Origin of the sequence: Altericista sp. CCNU0014 (assembly GCF_044923475.1) — a bacterium.
Lineage (GTDB): Bacteria > Cyanobacteriota > Cyanobacteriia > Thermosynechococcales > Thermosynechococcaceae > JAAURS01.
This window is the reverse complement of record NZ_CP137338.1, coordinates 1,944,190-1,971,173: the sequence shown is the minus strand read 5'-3', so window position 1 is coordinate 1,971,173 and position 26,984 is coordinate 1,944,190. Positions and strand designations below refer to the sequence as shown.

Sequence of the window (26,984 nt, the reverse complement as noted above, 5' to 3'; positions counted from 1 at the left end):
CTAAACGAACCTCCTTAAGGTATTCAAGAGTAAACTTTGATCGAAGTCGCCTTTGGTGAGGTATGCGTTGGCACCTGCATCTGCTCCGCGGCGCTTGTCTTCTTCTTTTGCCAGGGTGGTGACTAGAATGACGGGGAGTTCGTCGTACTCGGAATATTGACGAATGCGAGCCGTTAATTCTAAACCTGTAAGATTGGGCATTTCGACATCGGAAACAACCGCGTCAAATTGACCGCTTCTGAGCTTGTTAAACCCATCGAGTCCGTCCACTGCTGCCGTTACGTCGTAGCCAGCACCGTCGAGGATTCGTTTGACCTGGGTGCGGATGGGAATGGAATCTTCCACTAAGAGCACGCGGGTTTTGGTGCGAACTTGCGTTTGGCGTTCGGCGATCGCCCCATTACTGCTTCCCTTAAGGGCAGACTTGACCAAATCCTGAGGGTTGAGCACCATACAGATTTCGCCGCTTCCCAACAGCGTCGCACCAGAAATATTCCGAATCCGCTTGAGCAATTTACTCTGGGGTTTGAGCACCAGCGTTTGTCGATCGACCAGTGCATCGACAATGAGACCTAGGTAGGTTGTACCGACTTTAAGAATCGCGCAGGACAATTGAGCGCTTTCGGCATTAACCGGGACTTGTGCGGATAGCTCCAACACGTCGGACAACCACGCCACGGGAATGGGTCGGTCTTGCCAGTTGAGGGTTAAGCGTCCTTCTAGATTAAACAGCTCCTTGCGAGAGACCAAGCGCATCGTCTCGACCGCATCGAGCGGAATTGCATAGGGCGTTCGATCGACGCTGACGATCAGCGCGTGGGTGGTTGCCAGGTTGCTGCTGACGGTGAGCCGGAACGTACAACCCTGGTTGGGGGTCGATTCGACTTCAATGGCCCCTTTAAGGCGTTCGACGTTATCTTTGACGACGTCTAGGCCAACCCCTCTTCCAGAGAGTTCGGTGACGGTGGTGCGGGTAGAAAAGCCAGGGGCAAAAATCAAACTCTGAATTTGACCAGGCGTCATGGCTGCCAATTCGGCTTCGGTATGAAGTCCTTTGCGCAACGCACTGCGCTGAATAGCCTCTACATCTAATCCCCGTCCGTCGTCGAGGACTTCGATGGCGATGCGATCGCCAGAGGAATAGCCGCGCAGTCTGAGGGAGGAGGTCCCTGATTTACCTTTTTCCAGGCGGTCTACGGTGGATTCGATCCCGTGATCTATGGCATTGCGCAGGAGATGGGTGAGGGGATCTTTAATTTCTTCTAGGATACGTTTGTCGGCGAGAATATCTCCGCCTTCAATCTGAAAGTTAATATCTTTGTCTTGCTGCTTCCCAATATCTCGCACCATGCGGGGGAATAGGCTGAAGACGCTAGACAGCGGCATTAACCGGAGGTCGCGCAGTCCAGTTTCCAGATCGTTGGCGACGCTTTCCAAGCGGGTTGTATCTTCTGCCGTCTGCGATCGCAATTGAGCCAGCATCGTTCCCAACTGTTGCAGGCGATTCTGACTCAGGTCCTGAAATTGCTGCATTGCCGTCAGAGTATCGACCTGACCTTGCTGCTGCTTCCAGCGAGTCGTTTCGCGCGTCCAGTCTTCCCAGAGGTTTAGCAACTCAGAGATATCTTCGACCCGTTGGGCGATTTGTAGTTTTGCCACGGACAGTTCGTCTGCCTGGGCCATCAACCCATCCAGCATTTGCGCCTTGACCCGAATGGTGTCGATGGTATATTGCGCGTCCGCATTGGCCTGCGGGAAGTCGTTTGGCAGGTCTGGTATCGACTCGGACAGCCCTTGGGGCACGAATGCCGATGGGGCTTCCGGTAGCGTAGCAAGGGCTTCTTCGATGCCAAACAGGGGTTCTTCAAGCGTCGCGCTTGCTGAAGGGCGCTCCATGGAAGCAGGAGCGTCTGCTTCATCCATTGCACCCATCAGTTGGGCCACGATATGGAAAATGCTGATGTTGGCCGCTTCTCCGGTGGTGGCTTCGCGGGCCACTCGCCGCACTGCATCTAGGCCTTTGTAAAGGCGATCGCAGATCGACGGGTCGAACGATTGCTCGCCTTTATCGACGGCGCTCAGCAACTCCTCCATCTGGTGAACCAGGGTTTCTGCATCCTGCACGCCCAGCATTCGAGAATCACCCTTGAGGGAATGCGTCGCGCGCAGGAGCGTTGCGAGTTGAGATTTGTCTTGAGGATTTTTTTCGAGGTGGAGCAGGCCCGATTCGATCGCATTGAGGTGGTCGGCACTGGCGACCTGGTATAAGCTCCGTAGTTCTTCGTCTTCAATATACATAGCGCACCCGCTGGAGACTGGTTGAAAGCCCCCTTTTTACGGGGGGAATGGCCTAAACTGCAAGAATTTTGAGAATGGTGAAAGAATGCGGCGATCGCTTCGCGATCGAGGCTCTAGGCTACCGTGTACACACATCCTTTCTGGAAACCTATTCAACCCTGCATTCGCCCCCCTAACCCCCCAATATTGGGGGGAACTGACCCTAGTTTTCGGATTTCTCCCCCCAGAATTGGGGGGTTGGGGGGGCTAGCGCAAGATGTTTGAGACTTGTGTCTACACCGTAAGGCTCTAGGGGAAAGGCCATCGCAATCAATGGATGGCCTTTCTTCCTCAAACGATCGCTTGCAGTTCCTTTGCAGTACCGGCTAGATCTTGCGTGGCGGCCTTCACCTGAGAAACCCCAGCAGACGTTTCCTTTGCACCCAAGTTGATCGCATTCATAGCAGACACGGCTTGCTGGACAGCCACGGCTTGCTGCTTCGCGCTCAGTGCAATCTGTTGGCTGTTCAAGAACACATCGTTGATGGAACTGGCAATGCCATTGAAGGCATCTGCAGTTTCCTCTGCCAAGCGAATACTTTCCTGGGCGGTTTTGGTACCTTCATCCGTCACCATCACGGTGCTGTTGATGGAAGCTTGGACTTCAGAAACCAAGGTGTTGATCTTATCCGCAGATTTCTTGCTTTGTTCTGCAAGTTTGCGAACTTCGCCCGCAACCACTGCAAAGCCCTTACCTTGCTCACCTGCCCGTGCTGCTTCCACCGCTGCATTGAGAGAGAGCATGTTGGTTTGATTGGCAATATCGGCCACCAAGTCGGAGATGGTGGAAATTTGAGCCGTTTGCTCGCTCAGCTGCATGATTTTATCGGCGATCGCTTCTACTTTCTTGCGGAGGTCGCCAATCCCAAGCATCGTCCGGGATACAATTTTAGAACCGTCGCCAGAGATAGAAATCGCCTGTTGCGCGCCCGCTGCAGAAGCATCGGCTTGTTCGGCAGCTTGGCGAGAAGAGGCACCTAATTCTTCGATGGTGGTGGTGGTTTCGTTGACAGAAGCTGCTTGTTCGGACAAGTAGCGCTCCTGTTGCTCTACGGCAGACGCGATTTGGGTAGACGTGGAAGCTAGAGCCGTCGTCGAACCCGTCAACGTTTTAGCAACGCGCTGCACGATGACAAAAATTCCGGCGAGTGCCGCTAGGTTCATCCCCAAAACGACAACCTGTAATAGTCGGGTTCGTTGTACATGAGATTCAGCATACTTTTGAGCGGCGGCTGTGGCTCGATCGGCTGTCTCAAAGAACTTCTCACTGAGATCCACTAAATTATTATTCATTTTGGAATTGCCGATCGCAACTTCCATCCCCTGTTCAAACTGTTTCCAGAGAATATCTAGTTCGTCAAGCTTAGCAATAAAGGAAGGATCGGTCGCCTTAGGGAGATTGAGTTTAGCATCTCCATTTCTCAGTGCTTTTAGCGTATCTGCTACTTTTGTTTGAACGGTTTTTGCTTTAGTCACATTACCTGCTAAGTGCAATTTTACAAGCCTCTGGGAGGCTCCCCGCACAACACCTGCATTATTGACTATGGCACTATCTCCACTCATTTCCCGAATGGAGCTGTCCAGAAGGGCAATATTGCCAATGGCTAAAATGCCTAGACCAAAAACAGTATAGCGAAGACGATTTGTAATAGTAAATTTCATGGTTGTTGTTCCTATGGATTAAGTTAAGAGGGGGTTCTCGGTATTGCCTCGAAGGCATTAAATCGATTCATTGACACTAAGGGTGTCGGATTGAAACAGATGGGGGAGATTCAAAATGCTTACCATCTTGTTTTGATAGGGGGTCACGCCTTGAATCCAGGGATTTGTCTCGCTCCCAGAGGAATTGAGCAAATCTTCCTCGTTGATGTAAAGAATGTCCCAGACATCGTCAATGGCAATGCCCGCAACCACTTCTCCCACCTGGGCGATCGCGACTTTGGGTTTACCTTGTCGATCGGATTTAAGATTCAAAGTCGTTTTGATATCAATCAGGGTGACAACTTCTCCTCGTAAATTCAGATTGCCCAGAATATGGGTTGGGCAGCAGGGAATCGGGTGAACCTTGGGCAGGTCGACAAACTCCCGCACGGCATCCAGTTTCAGCCCAAAATATTCACCGCCCAAACCCAAAACCGCAATGGGGATGGTTTCAGCGCGACGGTCCTCTTCGTGGGATTGCTTTAGTTCTTCGGCTCTCCGTTGAAAGATGGCGCGGTCAGCAACGGTGGCGTCGGGACAGTAGAGGGCGTAAAAATCGGTAGCGATCGATTCGGCTTCGCTCGCAATTTGACCTTCGGCACCGATCTCAGATCGGTCGTTTGGGGCGATCGCTCCTCCATCAGCTTGGGCTTGCAGTTGGCTTTCCCAGACGAGAATCGCCACTTCATCCGCCAGACGGATGAGTGCATCTGCATTCAGAAGCAGAAGCATTTTGGTTTCAAGCTTGGCCACGCCTGCGAGAAACGCCGTATTGACATGGTTCTCTCGCCCATAGGCAAAGTCTCGATCGATCGCGCTTTCTTCTACAGAGAGAACATCCTCGACCCGATCGACAATGACGCCCACCTGTAGCCCTTGCCACTCGATAACAATTACGCTGTCGCTGAGACGGCAGGATTGCATGGGATAGCCGAGGCGGCGATCGAGGTGCATGACGGGCAACACTTTACCGCGCCAATTCAGAAGGCCGATGATATCGCCGGGGGCTTCAGGAACCGGGTTGATTTCAGGCAACGGGAAGATTTCGCGCACGTAGGAAACTGGGATTCCGTACTGCAACTGTCGCAGTCGGAACATCAGAAAATCTGAGGTATTCATAATATCTATTGCAATAATTTAGGCAGCTTCTTCTCTGACGGGAATGTATTTTTCCAGCACGGGCAATAACTTTTCTCGATCGACAGGCTTCGTCATATAGTGAGTGGACCCGGCAAACTGTCCTTTTACCTTGTCGATGAGGCCATCTTTAGCCGTCAGCATGATGACCGGAAGATCCCTGAATTTACCGATATTGCGAATGGTCCGGCACAGTTCCAATCCGTCGATATCCGGCATGGTCACGTCTAGCAATAGTAGTTCTACCTTGTGTTTGTTCAAAAGATTGAGCGCTTCAACGGCGCTCTTGGCGCAAAGAACTTCGTAGCGATCGCTAATCGCCCGCTGAATCGAAACCTGTACGATCGGGCTATCGTCAACGCTCAATAGCACGGGACGGTAGGCAGTGCTTTCAACCCGAGCGTTCTCTGGTGCGCTTGCAACTGCACCGGGGAAAATCAGCCAACCTTGCTTGAAGAGCTTGCTATATCTATAAGCTAGCTCTAAAGAATCTATGTTGGTTTGCACGGCAATTTTTGAGATCGGTCGCCGTCCGTCTACCCACGTATCCAAATGGGCTTTTATATCCTGTGAAAGAACGCCCGTTCCCGCACTCGTAGAGACAACGGTTGCAGGCGTAAAGGGCGACAGCGCTTGCCAATGCTGCTGTCGTTGAACCAATGTTTTTCGGAGAAGTTCCCACCGAAAGCCGTGGCAGTCGTGCCCGAAACTCAAATCGAAATCGACTTCTCGATCTAGCGCCACCTCGCCAGAGCGCGCGAGCAACGTTTCTAATTGAAGTACGATATCTCTCTCGATTAAAGGTTCCAGATCTTCCCACTTGAACAGCCCAAAGCGATTGATAAAATCGACCAATTCGCGGACCGAATCTCGATTCTTGACGCGACCTTCCAAAACTTTCAGTGCAGAGTCCATGAAGGTAATATTGAGCTTGTGCTTGATACGACCTGCAAATTCTAGCGGCGACGGAAGGCGATCGCCGACAAAGGTAAGCTCCCCCTTCCAAAAGGCAAATACCTTTGATATTTCTTCTTCAGTACCAACGTCGGCATTTACAAGAGCCGTCCCCGTAAACCGTTCTCTCTCCAGCTGAATGATGAGATTTGATAACTGTCCGGCCTGAAACTGCATAATCCCGGCTTCCCCCCGTTACATACGATCGATGTTGGCGCATGGGGCACGAGCTACAAGAATTTAGCTCCTGTAGGTAAAGCGGTCAACATCTCTAAATAGATATTCCGAACTACCCCAAACTTAGTATGCTCAAATTGTCTTCACGTTTAAACATTTCATTGTATGTTTTTATTTATTTTAGATTTCCATGAAATTGATAGAAGACTTCTATTTGAAAGTAAGATTTTGAGATGGTTTTGCAGCGATCGTACAGACACATTGCCGCGATAGCACACCTGTCGTTCTGGAGGGAGGGGCTGGAGTAATTCCCAGGCACTTTGAAACATTTTTTGAGCCCTCGCGCTCTCACCTTCGTTAATATAGTGCGTTCCCAGATCGATGTAGGCTGCTATTGAGGTTGGGTCTAAGTACAGAATTTTCTTTAATATCGCCTTGCATTGATGCGGGTTCTGTTGCTCTTCGGCAATTTGGGCGAGCAGATAGAGCGGTTCTAAGAAATCGGGATTCAGTCGCAGGGATTGCTCGCAGGCTGCGATCGCTTGGGCCAAGTCACCTTGATTGGCGTAGGCTTGCGCTCGCAAGTAGTATACTTCGCTACAGTTGGGATTTTGCTCCAGCAATGGCTCAGTCGTGGTAAGTGCCGCAGTGTAGCGCCCCTGAGATAGTAACTGTCGGACTTTCTCCAAAATCTCCGCAGGTTTTTCTGCCGGATCGGCATTGGCTTGAAACGCTGTTTTGATTCGAACTGAATGGTCAGTCTTAGAAGTTGCTGGTTCGACGGGTTTGCGGATTGGGGTTTGCAAGGGCCGAACTACAGTAGCTGTGGGTCGATCGGCCTTTTTGGGCGTTGCGGTGCCGTTGGATGGCATTGCGATCGTTGTGGCAGTTGTTGCAGAAGTCGTTGAAATGGGTTCTGCTGCCAAGGAGCGCTGGTAAACAACCGATTCCGGGAATAGTAAAAGTTTGAACTGTCCCATATCTTGACCTTGCAATTCTGAATGCCCCGTGATGAGATAGCCGTCAGGATTCAGCGCTGCATAGAACTGCTTGAGAATGGTCGCGATCGCATCGTGTTTGAAGTAAATAAATACATTCCGACAGAGAATTAGATCGATGTCTTGTAGGTGCGGGTTTTCCGACCAGCTTCTCGACTGGAGCAGATTCATCGGCTGGAAAAGAACGAATTTTCGCAGCGATGGTTCGATTTCCCACCCGTCGGCATGCTCGCGGAAGTATTGCTTTTGAAATTCAGGCGGCGTCTGTCGAAAAGACCAGCGTTTGTAAACCCCCCGTTTCGCCCGCTCGATGGCTTCGGGGTTGAGATCGGTGCCGAGAATCGATACGTTCCAATGCTGCCAGTCGGGCAGCAATTTTTTGACGAGGGTGGCGAGGGTATATACTTCTTCTCCCGTGGAGCACCCGGCACTCCAAATTTTCAGCGCAGGTTTCAGTCCTCTGCCGTTCAGGCAGGCTTCTCGTTTCTGCCGAATCAACTCCGGCAACAGGTGATGTTCTAAGATTTCTATCTGGCCGCGATCGCGCAGAAAATAGCTCTCTCCCGTGGTAATGGCCGGGGCCAAAATTTGCAGCTCTGGATGTTTGGCCCATCCCTGGGTCGCCTGACTTAATGCTTCTTGCAAGAGATGGTAATACGCCTCAGCACCCGACAATTCAAGGGCTTGAACCCGTTTTGCAATGCATTTAGATAAAGCCAGACGATCCTGTTCGCGGATTTTGAGACCCGTTTTTACGGTAATCAAATGGCAAAATTCTTCTAGCAGTGCAGGATTCATGCAGCTTCAAGCCTCTCTAGCAAAATACGCTTCCCTAGAGTGCCCTGCTTGCAGCAGAAACCTGACGCAAAACAAATGAATGCGAAATGCTGGCGGCTAGCCCGAGCGCCCGCATCGATCGCCGCGTCAATACTGCGGCGTCGAACGATTTGCGCCTCTCGCACCCTGCCCGATCTACTGTCTCAACTCAGCAAAATCTGTCAGTACGCCATAGATGGACCAAATCGCCATCGGTCGCAGGTACATGCAAGCGCGGAATGTCCCCTCCGCCGTAATGGCTTCAGGCGTGCGGAACTGAAGCCCATTCTCGTAGATCTGCGAAATGACCGTCTCCGTCAGCTTAAAGGCTTCCTCGCCCATGCCCATCTGGAGCAGAAAGGCCGCCAAGCCAAAGTTAATGCCCGTCCACACCTCAAGGGGATGGGTCGCATCCGGCTTTTCGGGAATGCCGCCAGGCCGCAACCCGTTGGCCGCTCCCAAAGTGCCGTTATTAAAGCCCAGAAAACAGGTATCGTAAACGGTTTTTAGCGCGCTGCGAGCGCAATCCTCTGGCACCACATCCGGTAGAGACAACAGCCGCGCGTAGAATTGACCGCACAACTGATCGGCCATCACTACATCGGAACCGCTGCCGCTATCGAGACGGTAATACTGACCGTTCCAAAGCGTGGATTGGTACAGGGGCCGCGATTGGGCCAGCCAAGTTTGATAGGTAGCAATCTCCTCGCCCGCGATCGCCCCTGAAGACTTGAGGACCTTGGCAATGGCGATCGCCGCTTCCAACGCCGCAATCCACAATGCCCCACAGTAGGCGCTAATGCCCTGCAGCCGCCAATCGTCGAAGGTCTGATCCGGCGCGCCAGAATTTTCGGGGATGCCGTCTCCATCTTCATCAAAAGCTTTGAGGTAATCTAAGGCTGCCGTCACCGCAGGCCAGCATTCAGACAAAAATTCCGTATCGGTACTGCTTGCGAGCAAGAAATTCCGATAAACCAGCAGCACAAAATCCGCAGGCAAGTCTTTCCAAAGGTTGCAATCTTGATAGCTGGTGTAGTTGGTTTTCTCCCACGGGTGCTCGTTGGGCGCGCCCAGATCGTGGGGCGTTGCATTCAGGGCTTTGCGGAGGGCGAAGGGACTTTCGACCCCAAGGGTATGGTAGTAGCCGATCGTGCGGGTGCGATCGTCGGCGGTGGGGATGGCCCTGGCAAAGGCACGCATGACGGACTTATCCAGCTCCGGCCACAGCATGAAGAGGGCGAAGGAGCCGTACAGCCGCACGTCTAAGCTTTCGTACCAGCGGTAGTCCAAGCATTCCAGCACCGCAAATTGCCCGATGGGGTCGCGCTCGTCACCCGCACTCCACAGCGCGCCGCCGCTGGTGAGGTCGTAGAGTTCGTTCATTAACCCCATCTTGAAGCCGTCCGATAGATCGGTTCGGTCTAGGATCGGCTGCTGCCATGCCTGAATCTGAATTTGCCAATCTTGGTAGTGTTTGAGTGCGTCTCGCACGATCGACCAAGCATTGTTACCGTTGCGCCCAAAAAAGTCGGTATAGCGACGGTAGTAGGGCACGCCTTCTGCAAATTCAGTGATAGGAAAATCCCACGCCACGACAAACGGGATCTGCTGGGATTCGCCAGGAGCCAGGGTGATACGAACGGCGATCGCCGCCCCAATCTGCTCCCCTTCAACCGCTGGCGTTTCGTCCCCTGCATCCGCTAGGGAGCCATCTTTGGCAAAGGTAGACCAGAGTTCGCTGCCATCTCCAGACGGATTCCAACGACTGTGGTAGAACGTATCTTGCTTGTAGGGCGAAGCAAACGTGGCGATCGCCCACTGCCCTTCCCCTTCGGCTACGGGGCGATCGAGGGAGTTGGAAGTGCGGCCCAAAATACAGCCAAAGCGACTGCGGTCTTCAATGACCTGATTGAAATTGCCCGCACTTTCACCGATGCGAGGTTTGTACTCGTATTCGGGGCTGCCGTCATCCCGCACTTTTACGTCGGGAGACTTGAGGGCATTGGTAAACCAGCCCACCATGTTTTGCCAGGTGAGCAAAATGCTGAGGGTAATGGGTTCGGTTGTGGGATTGCGGAGCGTCCAAGCAAAGATGGCAACGGGGTAGCTGGTGTTTTGGTAGTTATGGGGCACGATGGGCGAAAACTGTTCGCAAGTTATCTGTGCTTGAAACGCGTTTTCGTAGACAAACCAACTGCGCGGGTAGAGCGCGTGATAGGTGCCGCCCGTTTCCGCCGGGTACCACTGCCAGCTACTGAGGGTACCATCTCTAGGGGGTTCGGTAGAGAGCGCGTAAGCTTGGGGTGCGGCGTCTCCCACCTGCTCGAAAAGACTGAACTGGCAAGCGGGCATGGTTTGGAATACGTGCTCCCCACCGTCAATGTGCCAAAGGTTGAATTCCCCGCGCGGACTGCGCCCAAAGCAACCCGCCCCAAAGCCGCCAAGGGGCATTCCATGCCAAGGGCCATCGTCTAGGTTACTCGCATAGCGGACGGTATAGGGTTTATCCCAGCCTTTGCCGATCGGGCGATTCCAGGCACAGGACGGAATGTTGGGGGAGGGGTGCTGATTTGTCATCCCACAATTTTAGGGGCTATGCGGGCTTTTATGAACCTACACCATCGGTCAATTTCTGATGTTTCAAACGCCGCATGAAATCTCGGCATTCAGATCGAAACCCGATCGCTTCTATCCAAAGCACTTCTACCCAAACCACAAGCATCTCTGGATAGAAGGATTGGCAGAGAATCGCTAAAATTGTCAAATCACTTTAAAATCGATTGATTTATGACCTCCATCGCCACCACCACCAATCCATCGCGCGCCCAAACCTTGGGATGGCCTCACGGTGGAATACGGGCGTTTAGAGGAGGTAAGTGACGTTGACTTTGCCATGCCCGAGCGGTGTATCAGCGTAGCCTTCGCACCCCGCGATCGCGTCACTTGGTCCGTCGATGGTGGCTCGCGGCAAACCACTGCACTTCCCGCGAGCAATTTCGCAAGCTCACAGGCGCGATGCCCAAGCAATACCGAGATTATTGTTAATCCATATTGTTTTAATTGAATGAAAAGCGAAAAAGAAAAAATGTTGGAGGGCGAGCTTTATAACCCTCTCGACCCGCAACTCTCCGCCGAGCGCCGACGCGCTCGCCTGCTGTTGAAGGCATTCAACGACACCCGCGCCGATCGACTAGAAGAGCGCGATCGTTTAATCGAGGAATTAATTCCTGCGATGGGATTGGGATGTTGGATCGAGCCTCCTTTCTATTGCGATTACGGAAATAACATTACGCTCGGAGAAAAGGTTTTTTTCAACTTCAACTGCGTTGTCCTTGATGTCGCACCAGTGGCGATCGGATCGAGCGTGTTTTTCGGACCTGCCGCACAGATTTATACCGCAACGCATCCGTTAAGCGCGACGGAACGGAGAATGGGCCTAGAACTCGGACGTTCGGTTAGGATCGACGACGATGTATGGGTGGGTGGAGGTGCCATTATTTGTCCGGGGGTGCACGTCGGAACGAAGTCGGTCATAGGAGCGGGGAGTGTTGTGACGAAGGACATCCCAGCAGGAGTGGTGGCAGTGGGGAATCCCTGCCGCGTTATTCGCAGGATTGAGGAGTAATTGAAAGGATTTTGAGGGAGATCCTCACCATTGCCTCAGTCCTCACCTCCGATCGTCTGGCGGTCAACTCTTCTGGATGCTAGCTCTGAGTTAAGCTTTATGCCACATTAATATTTTTCTGGGCTGGAGTTGTTAGGATCGAAACGACCAGAGCCTTGGAGGTGCTTTATGAACCGCACTCTGGTGGTGGTTCTCAATGGAACTAGAGCACGATTTTCGATCTTAGAGCCTGTTGATTTTCCTGAGTTCGAGGCAGGGCCAAACCTCGTCGAGCAAGAAGCACTCCTTAACGAAGAGAACGAGCTTTTGGGGCAGGACCTATGGGCTAGTTCGAAAACAGGCCGTAACCGCAGCTCCGGCGGTCAAAGTCACAGCTACGACGATCGTCGAGACAATCATTTAGCAGAGTTTGGCCAGCGGTTTTCGCAAAAAATCGTCGCTCGGATGAAAGCATTGATGGAATCCCACGAAATTCGCCACGTGCTAATCGCGTCCGAACCTCAGATGCTGGGGGTACTGCGCGAATCTATGAATGCCAAACTTGGCAAGTCCGTTACGATTAAGGAACTCGGGAAGGATCTCTGCCATCTTTCCACCCACGACTTACACGAGTATTTAGCCAGCAAGCAACTGCTTCCGGCGCGCCAAAATTTACGCGTTTTACCCGATTCTTAATGCCGCAGATAGCCCGGTTGATGGACGAACTTATTTTGCAAACGGTTTTCTAGGAGGTCGCTCGTGCTGAAAGCAAAAGACATCATGACGGAGAACGTTCTGACGATCCTCAGTACCGTTACAGTGGCTCAGGCGATCGCCCTGATGCAGGACAAAAAGATTCGCTCTCTCATTGCCGTTTGCCCCGACGAACCCGCGCGCTATGGGATCGTCACCGAGCGAGATATTGTTTATAAAGTTATGGCCGTCGGTACCGATCCGTCGCTGGTAAAAGTTGGCGACATCATGCGCCAGCCCTGCATTGAAGTGCACCCCGAACTCAACCTCCAAGAAGTCGCGCAGCTCTTTGCCGATAGTGGCATTCAACGCGCGCCCGTTATCGATCGCGGAGAACTCCTCGGGATTATTTCAGCCACCGATCTGGTCATGAAAACGGATGTTGGCGAACAAATCGCGATCGATACCCTTTCCCTGCGCATTCAAGAAGCGCTCAATCACGCTCGGATCGTCTGCGACCCGGAGACCCAAGTGTCTCGCGAATGTGCGGTTGCGTGGGACATCGTGGAAGAGTTGCAAGCAGAAGCGGCCCGTCGCAGAGCAGCCGCAAAACTCGACAAATAGAGCGTTGCGGCTATTCTTCTTACGCGTCCTTCAGGTTTCTGGCGGATCAATGGCTCAAAGTATTGCGAACACCTTTGCACGCGCGATTTTGGACGCAGCCTAACAACTGCGAGCAAACGATCGCCAGCCAGAATGCTAGTTTGACCCGCGATCGCCCCTTTCGCATTTTGTAAAAACCGCGATCGAATCGTACGAGGCGGAACGGTTTGCTCGCGCTAACGACTCCCCGCCCAAGTCAACCATCTGTGAGATACACCGCTACACGCTGCAGCTCGCTCGAGTTCGGCATCGCTCGCATTGGCACCTGTCAAATCGGCACCGCACAGTTCTGCCTCATTGAGGTTAGTACCTGTCAAGTCAGCCTGCGTTAAGTTGCTGCCGCGCAGGTCCGCCCCACTCAAATTTGCGCGTCCTAACTTAGCCTGAATTAAGTCCGCTCCAATGAGATTTACATCGCTGAGATTGGCACTCCGCAGGTCGGCCCCGCTCAAGTCGGCATTGCTGAGATTGGCGTTGCTCAAGTTTGCCCCGCTCAAGTTTGCCCCGCTCAAATCCGCACTGCTGAGGTCAGCTTGGCTGAAGTTGGCTTGACTGAGATCCGCTTGACTGAGATTCGCCTGATGCAAGCAAACACCCTGAAAATTCCGCTCTCCGGCAGCATAATTCCCGATCAGTCGCTCGATATCCATAGAATTCACCTCTTTAATACCCAAGACTGTGAAAAAGTTCAGGCACTTTCGTCGGGCGGATTCCTCAGGATTCTAAAGGGATAAACTGACTTTTTACGGCACCGCACACAGGACAAACCCAATCGTCAGGAATCTTTTCAAAAGGAGTGCCTGGTTCAATATTACCATCTGGATCGCCCTCCGATGGGTCGTAAATATACCCGCAGCTCTCACATTCGTACCGCATCATTCAGCCTCCAACAAAACTCAACAGTTTGGGCAAAAAGAGCTATAGCGCCTTACTAGTGGAAAAGATCTGCATCGCGACAATGAGTAACCCCATTGCCGCAGCCCAAAGTGCTAATGTTCCACAACTGACTGAATCTGCCGTAATTCGCTGGAATAAACGGTTGAGCCATCTAGAAATAGCCATTAAACATCCTCCAAATTTTTCTCGCTAACCTTACGACTGTACTGGTCGCATCTAAAATTAAGCCCTCAAAGCGCGCCAGTCTTGCTTTAGCAATCCGATCTCGATGACTGTCTTCTCCTCGACCGTTCGCGCTCAGGCGGGGCTATTTTTACGAGAGCCGTTTTCGTGGATTGGAATTTTAATGGTGTCTAAAACTCCACTTCCCCATCAGACGAAAAGCCCATACGCTTAAAGCAGCTGCAAGGATAAACCCCAGCCACGAACCCCAAAGCGGAACTGTAAACGACCCAATCAAAATCGACCAGCGATTGACTAGCCTAACAATATGCAATATTGCGATTAATGCAAAAATAGCTGCCGAAATCAGGAGATATGTTTTTCCATTCATGTCTAAATCCTCCTTTCTCGCTGCTTAAGGACTGTGAAAGCCTAATAACAACTCACGCTCAAGCGGCTATATCTTTAGACACGTTCGCTGATTGCTAACCGCCGAGCACAAAACCATGTTTTTTGGATCTGCAGCTCTATTGGCACATACCAATTATACTTGCACTTTTGACAGGTACTGCTGCAGTCATATGAGTTTTCAGCCAACCTTGAATGAAAGTCTTTGTCAAGAGATTGACTTATTCCATTTTGGTCGCAGGGCAAAAAAGTTGATTTTTCGTTCGTTAAAACGATTCAAACACCTCAAGAATTCTCTACCTGACAAAAAAGGGCATAGTTAACGTAAATTAATTTACGGACCTTTAGGGTTCATCCCATTCAGGGCTATCTATTTTTTCTTCTAAAGCCAAAGGCGCGGTCATCTCTACCTCTGGCGTCCCCTCCAAATTCACCAAAGCTCCATTAAAAAACTGAGCGAAATCGCGGGCCGCGTGGGTCAAGGCATCAAAGGTTTCCCAGACGGGTGCCGCAACGGGAGAGACCTCCACGGGCGGCGGGGTAAAGGTTTCTACGGGGGGTGCCGGTGCGAGCGGAGGCGATTCGGCTGAAGCAACCTGCATTGGAGCGCGAGTTGCAACTGAGGCTGGAAATTTTTGCTCTGGAAGGACGGGTGGCGTCCGATTTGCCGGGTTGGGGGGAACGGGAGCTGTAGATACTTCAGCGGTCGTAACGTGCAAACTTACGACCACTTTGCGATCGAACAGCTTCAGAAATGCCGCTTCAACATCTGGAAGTTTGCTTTGGGCGATGCGAGCCAAGGATCCATTCCGAATCCCAATCTGTGCTTCCCGGCCCCGAAACGAAATCAACTGACCGTGTTCGCTCAATAACGCGCGCGACGGACGGTTGAGATGGGAGAGCAACTGCTGCCAGAGCTGTACTAGATTGAGTTCCGATACCTCTGCTGCTTGGGGCTGCACTGGAGGCTGCACTGGGGGGGGTGTTTGCGCGTAGATGGCAGGTGGAGAGGCAGCGGCCTTGGGTGCAGACTCAGAGGCGCTAGCGAGCGGCGGTTTCGCCATGGGTCGATCGCCCTCAGGGGCGGCGATGTCGGTCGGCCACACATCGTCGTCGAGGATCGGCGGGGCGATCGCTTCCACTTCAGAACGAACGCCAGCGGAAGTAGAGGCGATCGCTTCACCGACTGCAACCTCTGGTGTCAACGTGGGAGACTGCACGCCATTGGCTTGAGGAATCTGCTGGGGAACTGGAGGGGAAGGCAATGCGACCGCAGCAGGCTGAAACCCCGTCGGTGGCGTCAAACTCGGTGCGGCTTGCGGGGCTGCAAACGGAATGAGTCCCAGTAGCGTAACCTCCAACCAAAGGCGCGGCTGGGTCGTGTTTTTGATCTGAATTTCGCAGGTACGCAGGTGCTGCTGCCCGGCCAGGATAGTATTGAGGTCGACGGTTTGGGCAAAACGGCAGATGGCTTCCCAGGTTTCTGCTGTCAGCGCCACCAGATCTCTGCGCTGGGGTGCCGTTTTAGCAATCAGCAAATCCCGGTAAAAACCCGTCAGATTTTGCAGGACTGTCAGGGGTTCCCGCCCGCGATCCAATAGATGCCGGGTTCGCTCTAGGATGATTTCTGGGTTGGCCGTGGCGATCGCCTCTGCCAGCGCCAACAAATCCCGTTCCGGCACCGAACCGACTAGGTCCCAAATGCGGTCGACCGTGATTTCTCCTGCCAGCAAGCTGAGCTGATCCAGCAAACTTTCCGCATCCCGCATCCCCCCCTGAGAAATTTGGGCGACGAGTTCGATGGCTGTAGGGGCGATCGCAATATTTTCCTGCTGGGCGATGTAGGTTAAATGCTCGATCGCCGACTGGAGCGGAATCCGGCGAAAATCAAAACGCTGGCAGCGCGAAATAATGGTGGGCAACACCCGTTGCGGGTCGGTCGTGGCGAGGATAAACACCACGCGGTCGGGCGGTTCTTCTAAGGTTTTCAGCAGCGCGTTAAAGGCAGCCGTGCTGAGCATGTGGACTTCGTCTAAGCAGTAAATTTTGTAGCGGCACTGGACGGGGGCAAACTGAGCGCGCTCGATCAGTTCCCGAATGTTGTCCACGCCCGTATTGCTGGCAGCATCGATTTCAATGACGTCTAGGGCGTTGCCCCTCGCGATCGATTCGCACACTTCACAAACACCACAGGGTTCTGGGGTCGGCACGTCTGTGCGAATACAGTTGAGAGACTTGGCCAAAATGCGGGCGCTGGAGGTTTTACCCGTCCCTCGCGGGCCTGTAAGCAGGTAGGCCGGAGCGATCCGCCGCAGGCGCATGGCGTTGCTGAGGGTGGTGGCGATCGCCTCTTGTCCCACCAAATCCGCGAAGGTTTGGGGGCGATATTTATGGTGAAGGGGTTCGTAACTCATCACCGGGGGGTGCTCAGAAAAGCGTCTTTAACTACTAGTGTAGGGGGTCGCGTCCGGTAAGGATGCCTTTGCATTGCGCCACATCATAATCAGATTGGATCCACCGCAGGGCCGAAGCCCAAAAGCACCAATTCCACTAGTTGACGACTTAGTATTAGTTTTGGCACCAGTACTCGGTGTCGAGAAAATTCAGATGGTCGGTTCAGATTCTGGGGTTAGGTCGAGACCGCGATAAACTTGCTCGATCGCGAAGCTGAGGTTGATACTTTTGAGTTCTACCGTATCGCCTTCTTTGTAATTAACGATGATCCATTCACCTGTATCTTTTTTATGATACAAGTCCATTTCGATGGTAGTAGAGCTCACTAATAGATAATCTTGTAAGACAGGGTTGTTTCGGTACATTCTAAACTTGCTGCCGCGATCGTATGCTTCGGTGCTATTGGACAGAACTTCAACGATTAGACAGGGATAAGTAAAATGTTGAGCGGTGATTTTATCTCGATCGTCGCACGTTACGCTGGCATCAGGGTAAGTATAGTTCTTCGTTTCAACAATATTAATCTTAATGTCAGAGTTGCCCGTTATACAGACACTATTCTCTAAATGAGAATCGAACATGGCGGTAAACTTGATAGCAATGCGACCGTGATTTACACTACCGCCGCTCATCGCATAGACTTCGCCATTAATATATTCATGCTTTTCTAGCTGCTTTTCTTCCCAGGCAAAGTATTCTTCGGGAGTAAGCTGTGGGGAATTATCTTTTGCGGCAATCATGCTGATTTATCTCCTAGTCAGTTCTGCTTAAGTTCTAGACGAATTGCATCATGGTTGTGATGTTGTCTCCGGTAACGATGCCTTTGCATTGCGCCGCATCATATCGGGGCGGATCCGCCGCAGCGCCGAAGCCCGAAAGCGCCGATCCCAGTCTGAGTCTGAGAGTTGCGCCAATTCCACGAGGGGCGGGGCCAGATTTTCGGGGTAAGGCTGAAAGTCTGGGATATCGGTTTCCCGCGCAAAGCGTTCGTTCCAGGGACAGACCTCCTGACAAATATCGCAGCCCGCCACCCAGTTGTGGAGATGGGGGGCGATCGCCTCAGGAATACGCTCCGACCGATTTTCAATCGTCTGGTAAGCAATACAGCGATTTGCGTCTACCACAAAGGGTTCCGCGATGGCCTGGGTGGGGCAGGCCTCCATGCAGCGGGTGCAGGTGCCACAGTGTTCGGTATGGGGGCGATCGGGCGGCAGATCTAGGTTGGTGAGGAGTTCACCTAAAAACACCCAGGACCCGTACTCGCGAGTGATGACATTCCCATGCTTGCCAATCCACCCCAGCCCCGCCTGCTGCGCCCAAGCTTTTTCAGCAATGGGACCCGTATCGACGTAGTAGCGAGCTTTTATGCCATCACCTCGGGTTTCCAACCAAACGGCCATCGCCTTAAGGCGACGCCCCAAAACCTTATGATAGTCCCGCCCCCAACCGTACCGCGAGATTTTAGCCTTGCTCGGATCCTGCGACTGAGGGTGCGGCGTGTAGTAGTTAAGGGCAACTGAAATCACGGAGCGGACCTCAGGCATCGCTTGACGAATATCTTGCCGACGCGGATCGGCCATCCAGGCCATGTCTGCATGGTGGCCCCGATTCAGCCATTGTTGAAGTTGTTGGGCAGCTTCAGTCCGGTCAGAAATAGAAGAAACGCCTACCTTATGAAATCCAAGGTCGAGCGCTTTTTGCTTAATGGCCCCAACATTTGGCAGCTCTGGTTCGCGGGCGATCGGCGACATGATAGATTTTTTAGTTTGAATCCAGATTTATTTGCATCCTCACTTTATTCTCGCTTGTCACGCAGGAAAATGGCGTTGCCACCATTGCAGCCAAGCCATTCCAGCCGTTTCTAACATCCGATCGCTCATCGCAGGATTGACCCGATCACGCTGGAGCGATAACGTTTTCCACAGACAGCGATTATCCTTCAGCCTTATCCTTTGTTTCTACAATTTGGTCGGTGCGCGAGTGACAATTTTATCCCCATACCCGAGCTGAGATAAAGCTGTTCGATCGCCCTGATACCGGGCCGATCTCAGATTCTGATATCCTGCAATGGACAGTCAGTCTCATACCGCAGGATTTTCTACCGTGGCAACCCTTCGCTGCCGAGATCGAATCTTTGAAAATATCCAGGCCATCGTTTTCGATAAAGACGGTACTCTTGCCGAGGTAGAATCTTATCTCAAAAGCCTCGGGCAAAAGCGGGCGAGGCTTGTCGATGCAAAAATTCCGGGCGTCCAAGAGCCGCTTTTGCTCGCGTTTGGGTTGGAAGCTTCAGGTGTAAGCCCCATGGGGCTACTGGCCGTTGGCAGCCGCCGCGAGAATGAAATTGCTGCTGCGGCCTATGTTGCCGAAACTGGAAGAGATTGGGCAGAAGCCGTGGCGATCGCCGCAGCGGCCTTTCAAGAAGCTGAAAGCTACCTCAAGCCTAAGGCAGTTCATACGCCGTTGCTGCCTAATCTTGGAGATAGCCTGTCTCAGTTGGCGCAATCTGGACTCAAACTCGGAATTTTGTCTGCCGATACGACAGCTCATATTAAAGAATTTGTCGAAACCTATCAGCTTTCATCGAGTATTGCTGCCTATCAAGGCGATGATGGAGAGGGGATGAGTAAGCCAGACCCTAAGCTGTACGAGCTTATCTGTCGCCAACTCAATGTATCTCCCGAACAGACAGTCATGATAGGCGACTCTACGCTAGACATGAAAATGGCGCGCGCTGCAGGGAGTGCTGGCTGTGTGGGCGTGACTTGGGGCTGGAAAATGCCAGTGGCGATCGCTCAAGCGACCTGTATCCTAGATCGGCCCGAGGATTTACAGGTTTTTAGAGAAGGAGTATAGGTGTCTCGACGTGTCTCGATCCAAATCCTATACACTGAAAAAAAATCTCGGTTCCGCGCTGAAACATCATTCCGATCGAATCCGTTCTTAACCGAAAGAATGCGATTTGACGGATCGGCCTTATTTGGTAACTTGTCGAGACTATCTCAATTTCCAGACTTACAAGAGAGGATTTTACCTTGTCAAAACGCTACTTGTTCACCTCGGAATCCGTCACTGAAGGGCATCCAGACAAGATTTGCGATCAGATTTCCGACACGATCCTTGATGCAATGCTCGCGCAAGACCCCGATAGCCGCGTGGCGGCGGAAGTGGTGGTCAATACAGGTTTAGTGCTGATCACTGGCGAAATTACGTCTAAGGCTCAAGTCAATTTTGTAGATTTAGCCCGTCGAAAAATCGCTGAAATTGGCTATACAGACTCCGTAAATGGTTTTGCCGCCCATAGCTGTGCGGTCATGGTAGCCTTAGACGAGCAATCTCCAGATATTGCTCAAGGCGTAGATTCAGCCCATGAAACCCGCGAACAAAGCAGCGAAGAAATCTTCGACCGGACGGGTGCTGGCGACCAGGGCATCATGTTTGGGTTTGCCTGTAACGAGACCCCCGAGCTCATGCCATTGCCTATTAGCTTGGCCCATCGCATCGCGCGGCGCTTGGCAGCCGTGCGGAAAACTCAGCAATTGCCCTACCTGCGTCCCGATGGCAAAACGCAGGTAACGGTCGCTTATGAAGAAGGCCGTCCCGTTAGCATCGATACCATTTTGGTATCTACGCAACACGCACCCGAAATTGGCGAGATTAAGGATCCTTCGGCAGTTCAAGCCAAAATCAAAGAAGATTTATGGTCTTTAGTGGTAGAACCTATTTTTACAGATTTATCTATTAAGCCCGGCAGCGATACTAAGTTTTTAGTCAACCCAACCGGACAGTTTGTGGTGGGCGGCCCTCAAGGCGATTCCGGCTTGACGGGGCGCAAAATTATTGTGGATACCTACGGTGGCTATTCTCGCCATGGAGGCGGCGCGTTTTCTGGAAAAGATCCCACAAAGGTCGATCGCAGTGCAGCCTACGCCTGTCGGTATATCGCTAAAAATATCGTGGCGGCTGGATTGGCTGAAAAGTGCGAAGTTCAACTCAGCTATGCGATTGGCGTTGCGCGTCCCGTGAGCATTTTTATCGATACATTCGATACCGGGAAGATCGGCGACGAGCAGTTGCTGGAGTTGGTCAAGGCTAATTTCGAGCTGCGCCCAGCTGGGATGATCGAGTATTTCGGTCTGCGTCGCTTGGTTTCCGAGCGGGGCGGTCGCTTTTATCAGGATGTGGCAGCCTACGGTCACTTTGGTCGTTCCGACCTCGATTTGCCGTGGGAAAAGACAGATAAGGCGGCAGTTTTAAAGGCAGCTTTAAGTGCTGCTGTTGTCTGACGCGCTGTTGATTGCCGATTATTGCTGAGTTGGAAACGCCTGCGATTTATCTTAAAGGGCAGGCGTTTGAATTTTGGGATCTTCGATCCGGTTTGCGATCGCCCTTTTCATGCGACTTCCCTTCGGCGATCGGCGCTGGATTGTTTGCCCCGCAGCTTAAACTCCATCTGACGCTCGATCTGTCGCTGTTGTTTTAAGTATTGCCGTTGAAACTTTAAATCTTGTAGGTACTGCCATCGCGCTTGCTTCTGCTGCCATTGCTCTTGCTGGAGCGCGCGCTTTTCCTGGTGCTGCTCGAACAATTCGCTAGGGGAAAGCGATGCATTGCCTTCAAAATCCGTTTTAGATGGGCTTGGGGGCGGGCTGACGACTTGCGGTTGAGTGACTTGAGTCTGGGCGAGCGTAGGCCAAGACGATAGCAAACTAAGGGCAATGGCGCAGCAAAATACACTTGAGGTTGCGCGACTCATATCCATTGTGCGTTCGAGGGTGCGGTTAAAGACTTACCTTCAATTCTAGCGTTTGCACCCAACCCTCAATTTCAAGACGGGTGCTGGCTTGTCAAGCGATCTGAGTGCCTAAAGCGTTTTGAGATAGCTGAGCAAATCGGCCATTTCCGAAGGACTCGCTTGGAACTTTGGCATGGGAGGCGTTTTGCCACTAGTAACTTGCTCGATGAGACTGAGCTGCGATCGCCGACTCGTCACCTTCCGCAAGCTAGGACCCACCTTTCCGGTTGCCAGCGTACCGTGGCATCCCGCACAATTCATCTGAAAAATTGCGTTGCCCCGTACCGCATCGCCGCGCACAGCTTGGACCGCCTGCACGTAAGGATCGGCGTGCTGCCAATAGTAAACTCCAGCTACTGAAACGATCGCGATCGTAATGAAAGCCAGTGCCATCAGCACTAATTTTTGAATGTTGACTTCAGCGACGAGCGTTGGCTGCTCTTTCACAATCGGTGCCCCAGAAACCATGCTCGTTAAAGCTTACATCTCTTTATATAACATTTCTTTTCTTTACTCCGTTTAACAAAGTTTTAGTTTTTACAAAATAGTTCTCATAAATCGGCCCCATAGGGCAGCAGCTTGACCGCTATTGCCATCCGTCGGCTGATTGTCGTCATTGCCGAGCCAGATGCCCGTCAGCAGGTTTTGGTTCGGAATAAAGCCGATAAACCAGAGATCGCGGTTGTCGTTGGTCGTGCCCGTCTTTCCCGCTTCTCCCAGTCCCAGGGCAGCTGCACGTCCCGTTCCAGAGCGCACGACGCCCGTTAGAATCTGGGTCATGGTATTGGCGACTTCCTGAGAAAGGGGCTGCAGACTTTGCTTGAGATCCTGTTTGCGATCGTAGATGACCCGACAGGTTTGAAGGTCCTGAAGAGACTTGCAATCTCCCGCATCCAAGATTTTGCGAATCGCTAGGGGCGGATCTTCGCGACCCTGGTTGGCCACGACAGCGTAGGCCCGCGACATCTCTAACAGGGTCGTCTCGCTCTGCCCCAGTACCAAGCCGGGGACGGGCTCTAGGGTGGACTGCACGCCCAAGCGCCTCGCAGTTTGAATGATGCGACTCAGGCCCACCCGTTGGGCGACGCGCAGAGCAATGGGGTTTTCTGACAGCATGACCCCCGTTGTCAGGTCCAGCGCTCCCGCTCCTCCATTGCTACAGCCCGAGAAGAGCTGTCCGTCCCAATCCACGGGCGCGCAGGAAAAGGTTTCGCTGGGGGAAATACCGGCTTCCAGCGCCGCTGTATAGGTAAAGAGCTTGAAGGTCGATCCGGGTTGTCGCAGGGCTTGGGTGGCGCGGTTGAACTGGCTTTTGCGATAGTCTTTGCCGCCGACCATGGCTAAGATTTCGCCAGTGCGAAAGTTGGTGGTGACGAGCGCGCCTTGGGAGAAGCCCGAAGCGGCACCCTCGTTCTCGATGGTGCTGCTGAGAGATGATTCTGCTTTGCTTTGAATGTTGGGGTCTAGGGCGGTTTCGACGATAAAGTTGCCTTCTTGAGCGAGATCTTTGCCCAAAAGCTGTTCTAGTTCGTCAAAGACGTAGCTGTAGTAGTAGGGCGCGATCGCGCTCTGGAGTTGGGCTTTAGCCTTGGGGCTAATTTCGATGCGCGATCGCCGCGCCCGTTCGGCTTCTTCATTGGAAATGCGGCCTTGTTCTGCCATCCGAGAAATGACGCGGTTTCGGTATTCGACGGCAGTGCTGTAGTTTTGGATCGGGTTGAAGCTATTGGGCGCTGGCAAAATGCCCACCAGGGTGGCGGCCTCGGAGACGCTGAGGTTTTTAGCAGACTTGCCGAAGTAAAACTGAGCGGCATCTTCAAAGCCGCTGGCGTAGGCGCCCAGGTAGACCTTGTTGAGGTAGTTCAGCAGCAGAAAATCCTTGCTGTAGAATGCCTCTAACTTCAGAGCGACGATCGCCTCCCGTCCTTTGCGACCTAAAGAATCTTCCGTCCCCACGTAGCCCCGATACAAGCTGCGGGCGAGCTGCTGGGTGAGGGTACTGCCCCCCTCCCGCAGGCTCCCGCCAAAAACATTCGTCAAAATGGCTCGCAAAATACCGAGGGGATCCACACCCGCGTGCCAGTAAAAACGGCTGTCTTCCGAGGCCAGCAATGCCTGAATGACGTGGGGCGAGTAATCCGATAGTTTTTTGAGCTCGACATGCCCCTGGAGCCTCACCTGGACCAACGGCGTCTGGTCCCTGGCCAGCACGACAACCGGACCTTGTTGGGAGGTCGGCAGCGGGTTGACCGGAATCCCGTGCCAGGCGATCGCCGTACCAATCGTCGCGGCTCCGAATAAACCGCTGATGCCGTAGAGGGCAGAGCGCAAAAGTTTGATGGGCAGAGGGGGCGGGTCGATAAACTGAACGCGCACGGCAGACTCTAGGTCTGGGGGACCTAGGGTTAACACGTCTTTGTGGGACAGTTCGTAAGTCTTGAGGCGGCGGCGATTGCGGAAAATACCGTTGGTGGATTGCTCGTCGCGAATGGTAAAGATGCGCCGATGCTTGGGGTCGCGTTTGAGCGTGGCGTGGAGCTGGCTGACAATGGGGTTGCGGATGACGATGTCGCTGCTCTTGGAACTGCGCCCGATCGTGTAGCGATCGCCCAGGAGCGGATAAATTTTGGCTGCCTCCGTCCCAGGCTCCTGCACCCAGAGTTCCGGCACTCGGGCATCTTTGCGCAGGACGAGCTTAGAAAAATGAACGCGTTCCTGGAGATTGTGGACCACCCGCGTGAGGTTGGTCAAGACAGTTTTCGAGCGGGGAGGGTTGGGTTTGCTCATGCGCAACTACGGCATTCACAGAATAATCCTTTCATCATACTGATTCGGAGCCTCTTCCTGATGCCCGAGCGCGGGGTCGAGCCTCCAGTCAAACGCCTCCTCAGGCATTCGCTCAGCTCTTCAAAATTGGCTTGCCATTGCGCAACGCCACTAAGCTCAGCGTCAGCGGACCCGAACTAAATACTTGGCTAGAAGTAACGGCCTGAATTTCAATGGGTTCTTCGTCATTACGTTCCTTGAGCGCCAAGACAAACCGAAACAGCTCAATTTGGCGGAACGAGCCGACAGTCCCGGTAACCGGGTCCGGCAGCACGCCCGACTCGATCGCGCGGCGATTGGCCGCACTAAAGAGCGCGTTAATGCGAGCCAAAATTTGCTCGTCCGTGAGGCTAGACGGCGTTAAGGCAAGGGTGGAAACCACCGCTTCCGGCGGAAACACTTCGCTATTCAGGGCAACTTGGGGAACTGCGATGACTTGGCTTTCTCCTTCCAGATAATTCAGTGCGGATAGAATGCGCACGACGTAAGCTTTTCCGTCGCTCACCTGTCGGATCAGCCCCTCTACGTCTTCCTTGGCCATTTCTACCACGCGTCGGTCGGGGGGAAGGTTTTGGGGGTTGGTTAAAATAATGGCAGTGCGTCGGGCCTGAAGCCGTAAGGTATTGATGGCCTGGAGCGCCCGCTCGGGGTCGCGGATATCTCGAACCACGCCGACGGCAAGAATTTGACCCGCTCGAATGGTGACATTCCCGCGCCGCAACCCCAACAGCAGCACCCGGAGGTTCTCGGAGAGCCGCTGCCGATTTTCTTCGAGGGCGGCAATTTCGCGCCCCAGGGATTCTCGCTGCTGGCGCAGGGTATTTTGCTCGTCCGCCGCCTGCTTTAACTGGACCCGCGCGTCCGAGACCGATCGTTGCAGGCTAGCCTGTTGCGCGACGGCAGATTGAAGCTGCTGGCGGGCTTGGGCAACCTGTTGTTCGACGCTTTGGATTCTCTGCTGGGCTTTCCTGGCGGCAGCCTCTAGCTGTTGTTTCTGAGAATCTGCATCTTTAAGACGCGCCAGAATTTCATCGCGTTGGGTCACCAACTGCTGCCGCTGGGTCGAAAGCTGACCGATTTGCGATCGCAGCGTTTTGGCCTGAGCGCCAAAGCGGCGGAGCGTCGTTTGGGCAAAATCGTAGCGGGATCTGAGCTGCTTGAGCTTTACTTCAGTGAATTTCTGGCGCTGTACTGACACCTTGAGGGAATCGTTAACGCCTCGCAGTCGCCGCACGGCCTCAATTAAGTCGGCCCGCGAAACGGACAGTTCCGATTGAATCTGAGACTTTTGGGCTAGGGTCTGCTCGAGTTCTTGATTGACTTTGCGATTTTGACGGACGATCGACTCAGTGCGAAAGATGATATCTCGCAGCTCCTTATTGGCGGCGAGCAAAACCCCAAGGGTCGTTGCCGCCGTGATGCTACCCGTCAAAATCGTGACCAGCACCGCTGTTTTTTTAGGGCGCATGTTAAACAAGCTCAGCCGAGCTTTGCCCACGCGGCTGCCGATGCGATCGCCGACCGTTGCAATCACACCACCTAAAATAACGATCGCAAGGATCAAAAAAGTTCCAGTCATTGAGTCAAAGTGGGGAATTCCCCAACGTCGACACGTCCATACTCACACCCAAACATTTCAGCAAAGCACCGTCTTGACTTGGCGCGCTCTCTAAAAATGACTGAATCTGTCGCGATTGTAACATCACCCCCAGCGTCGATTGCCGAAGTGCATCTATAGCAGTCGCTCTAGCCGCCGCTTGATTTCATCAAGGTCGGCCATGGCGGACTCCGGTTCCTCCGCCCTGGGAACCGCGCCCTCCTCCTGCCAGTCTGTCTCCTCAACATTGGATGAGGGCGGTACCGCCAACATGCCCTCAGAGACATATTGCAACCCCAGACCGGAACTTTCGCAAAAGTCCTCTAGCTCCTCTTGGTCGATACCCTCCACCGCAGCCTCAGGAAAATCTTGGGCCTCTAAAAGAACCGCAAAGCGCGTCGCGTCGTCCTCCTCTTCAAAAGCTAACACCACATCTTGATAGTCGTCTTCCGTTTCGGGCTGTTTCAGCTTCAGGGTGTGGATGCCTTCATTATCAGTGCCGACGTTAAACAGAAGTACGTATACTCGCATAGCCACCCTTATGGAAATCGAACATTTTAGAGCCTTTTACGTCCCAGACTTTGGATGAAGTCCAGATTTCGGATTCGGCATTTCCAGGGATTGCCAACCCGAATTCTATCGATAGGAAGATGTTCTCACAGAATTATGTCCCAATATTAAGACAGCGTCGCTCTAGCCCAAGATTGTTTCACATTGGCCCTGTTATAACAATTTCGAGGTTATCATTGGTAACATTTTGCCGAG

23 protein-coding genes are annotated in these 26,984 nt (G+C 52.9%); 5 read left to right on the top strand and 18 right to left on the bottom strand.

Annotation, left to right across the window (positions count from 1 at the left end; all coding sequences use genetic code 11):
• From R6H26_RS09770 to R6H26_RS09745, 6 genes are all read right to left on the bottom strand, one after another.
• Entirely contained in the window at positions 1-2,298 is a 2,298-nt protein-coding gene (locus R6H26_RS09770) for a response regulator (RefSeq protein ID WP_404790264.1), read from the bottom strand.
• Between the two features lie 330 nt (positions 2,299-2,628).
• Positions 2,629-3,999 (bottom strand): methyl-accepting chemotaxis protein, encoded by a 1,371-nt coding sequence (locus tag R6H26_RS09765; RefSeq protein ID WP_404790263.1) that lies wholly within the window; start codon positions 3,997-3,999, stop codon positions 2,629-2,631.
• A gap of 57 nt (positions 4,000-4,056) precedes the next feature.
• Positions 4,057-5,157 (bottom strand): chemotaxis protein CheW, encoded by a 1,101-nt coding sequence (locus tag R6H26_RS09760; RefSeq protein ID WP_404790262.1) that lies wholly within the window; start codon positions 5,155-5,157, stop codon positions 4,057-4,059.
• A gap of 18 nt (positions 5,158-5,175) precedes the next feature.
• Positions 5,176-6,306 (bottom strand): response regulator, encoded by a 1,131-nt coding sequence (locus tag R6H26_RS09755; RefSeq protein WP_404790261.1) that lies wholly within the window; start codon positions 6,304-6,306, stop codon positions 5,176-5,178.
• 158 nt (positions 6,307-6,464) lie between these two features.
• On the bottom strand, positions 6,465-8,102 hold the full coding sequence (locus tag R6H26_RS09750; RefSeq protein ID WP_404790260.1) for a CheR family methyltransferase: 1,638 nt from the start codon (positions 8,100-8,102) through the stop codon (positions 6,465-6,467).
• A 174-nt stretch (positions 8,103-8,276) separates the two neighbouring features.
• Positions 8,277-10,697 (bottom strand): GH116 family glycosyl hydrolase, encoded by a 2,421-nt coding sequence (locus R6H26_RS09745; RefSeq protein WP_404790259.1) that lies wholly within the window; start codon positions 10,695-10,697, stop codon positions 8,277-8,279.
• A gap of 487 nt (positions 10,698-11,184) precedes the next feature.
• Between R6H26_RS09745 and R6H26_RS09740 the strand changes: the two genes are divergently transcribed.
• The 3 genes from R6H26_RS09740 to R6H26_RS09730 all read left to right on the top strand — a co-directional run bounded on the left by R6H26_RS09740 (position 11,185) and on the right by R6H26_RS09730 (position 13,041).
• Positions 11,185-11,745, top strand: a complete 561-nt coding sequence (locus R6H26_RS09740) for a sugar O-acetyltransferase (protein ID WP_404790258.1) — start codon at positions 11,185-11,187, stop codon at positions 11,743-11,745.
• Positions 11,746-11,913: 168 nt separating this feature from the next.
• Positions 11,914-12,420: a host attachment protein gene (locus tag R6H26_RS09735; RefSeq protein WP_404790257.1), complete on the top strand. Its 507-nt coding sequence runs from the start codon at positions 11,914-11,916 to the stop codon at positions 12,418-12,420.
• Between the two features lie 63 nt (positions 12,421-12,483).
• Positions 12,484-13,041, top strand: coding sequence for a CBS domain-containing protein (locus R6H26_RS09730; RefSeq protein ID WP_404790256.1), 558 nt, complete (start codon positions 12,484-12,486; stop codon positions 13,039-13,041).
• Positions 13,042-13,256: 215 nt separating this feature from the next.
• Here the strand turns inward: R6H26_RS09730 and R6H26_RS09725 are convergent, their stop codons facing one another.
• From R6H26_RS09725 to queG, 7 genes are all read right to left on the bottom strand, one after another.
• Positions 13,257-13,730, bottom strand: a complete 474-nt coding sequence (locus R6H26_RS09725; protein ID WP_404790255.1) for a pentapeptide repeat-containing protein — start codon at positions 13,728-13,730, stop codon at positions 13,257-13,259.
• Between the two features lie 64 nt (positions 13,731-13,794).
• Positions 13,795-13,956 carry a rubredoxin gene (gene rd / locus R6H26_RS09720; protein ID WP_404791270.1) on the bottom strand — a complete coding sequence of 54 codons (162 nt, stop codon included), beginning with the start codon at positions 13,954-13,956 and terminating at the stop codon, positions 13,795-13,797.
• Positions 13,957-13,998: 42 nt separating this feature from the next.
• Complete coding sequence (locus R6H26_RS09715) at positions 13,999-14,142, bottom strand: hypothetical protein (protein ID WP_404790254.1); 144 nt, start codon at positions 14,140-14,142, stop codon at positions 13,999-14,001.
• 178 nt (positions 14,143-14,320) lie between these two features.
• On the bottom strand, positions 14,321-14,530 hold the full coding sequence (locus tag R6H26_RS09710) for a hypothetical protein (RefSeq protein WP_404790253.1): 210 nt from the start codon (positions 14,528-14,530) through the stop codon (positions 14,321-14,323).
• Positions 14,531-14,891: 361 nt separating this feature from the next.
• Complete coding sequence (locus R6H26_RS09705; protein WP_404790252.1) at positions 14,892-16,961, bottom strand: DNA polymerase III subunit gamma/tau; 2,070 nt, start codon at positions 16,959-16,961, stop codon at positions 14,892-14,894.
• Positions 16,962-17,150: 189 nt separating this feature from the next.
• A complete protein-coding gene (locus tag R6H26_RS09700; RefSeq protein ID WP_404790251.1) occupies positions 17,151-17,741 on the bottom strand; it encodes a Uma2 family endonuclease in 591 nt (196 codons plus the stop codon).
• A gap of 48 nt (positions 17,742-17,789) precedes the next feature.
• Positions 17,790-18,752 carry a tRNA epoxyqueuosine(34) reductase QueG gene (gene queG, locus R6H26_RS09695; protein ID WP_404790250.1) on the bottom strand — a complete coding sequence of 321 codons (963 nt, stop codon included), beginning with the start codon at positions 18,750-18,752 and terminating at the stop codon, positions 17,790-17,792.
• Between the two features lie 316 nt (positions 18,753-19,068).
• On the opposite strand from queG, the gene R6H26_RS09690 reads away from it, so the two are divergent.
• Both R6H26_RS09690 and metK read left to right on the top strand, forming a co-directional pair.
• Positions 19,069-19,857 (top strand): HAD family hydrolase, encoded by a 789-nt coding sequence (locus R6H26_RS09690; RefSeq protein WP_404790249.1) that lies wholly within the window; start codon positions 19,069-19,071, stop codon positions 19,855-19,857.
• A gap of 179 nt (positions 19,858-20,036) precedes the next feature.
• A complete protein-coding gene (gene metK, locus R6H26_RS09685) occupies positions 20,037-21,287 on the top strand; it encodes a methionine adenosyltransferase (RefSeq protein WP_404790248.1) in 1,251 nt (416 codons plus the stop codon).
• A gap of 107 nt (positions 21,288-21,394) precedes the next feature.
• On the opposite strand, the gene R6H26_RS09680 is transcribed toward metK, so the two are convergent.
• The 5 genes from R6H26_RS09680 to R6H26_RS09660 form a co-directional block, all read right to left on the bottom strand.
• Positions 21,395-21,763: a hypothetical protein gene (locus tag R6H26_RS09680; protein ID WP_404790247.1), complete on the bottom strand. Its 369-nt coding sequence runs from the start codon at positions 21,761-21,763 to the stop codon at positions 21,395-21,397.
• Positions 21,764-21,865: 102 nt separating this feature from the next.
• On the bottom strand, positions 21,866-22,243 hold the full coding sequence (locus R6H26_RS09675; RefSeq protein WP_404790246.1) for a c-type cytochrome: 378 nt from the start codon (positions 22,241-22,243) through the stop codon (positions 21,866-21,868).
• Positions 22,244-22,333: 90 nt separating this feature from the next.
• Complete coding sequence (locus R6H26_RS09670; RefSeq protein ID WP_404790245.1) at positions 22,334-24,583, bottom strand: transglycosylase domain-containing protein; 2,250 nt, start codon at positions 24,581-24,583, stop codon at positions 22,334-22,336.
• Positions 24,584-24,695: 112 nt separating this feature from the next.
• Positions 24,696-26,201: a DUF3084 domain-containing protein gene (locus R6H26_RS09665; protein WP_404790244.1), complete on the bottom strand. Its 1,506-nt coding sequence runs from the start codon at positions 26,199-26,201 to the stop codon at positions 24,696-24,698.
• Between the two features lie 153 nt (positions 26,202-26,354).
• Positions 26,355-26,750, bottom strand: a complete 396-nt coding sequence (locus R6H26_RS09660; protein WP_404790243.1) for a DUF3110 domain-containing protein — start codon at positions 26,748-26,750, stop codon at positions 26,355-26,357.
• Positions 26,751-26,984: the final 234 nt, after the last annotated feature.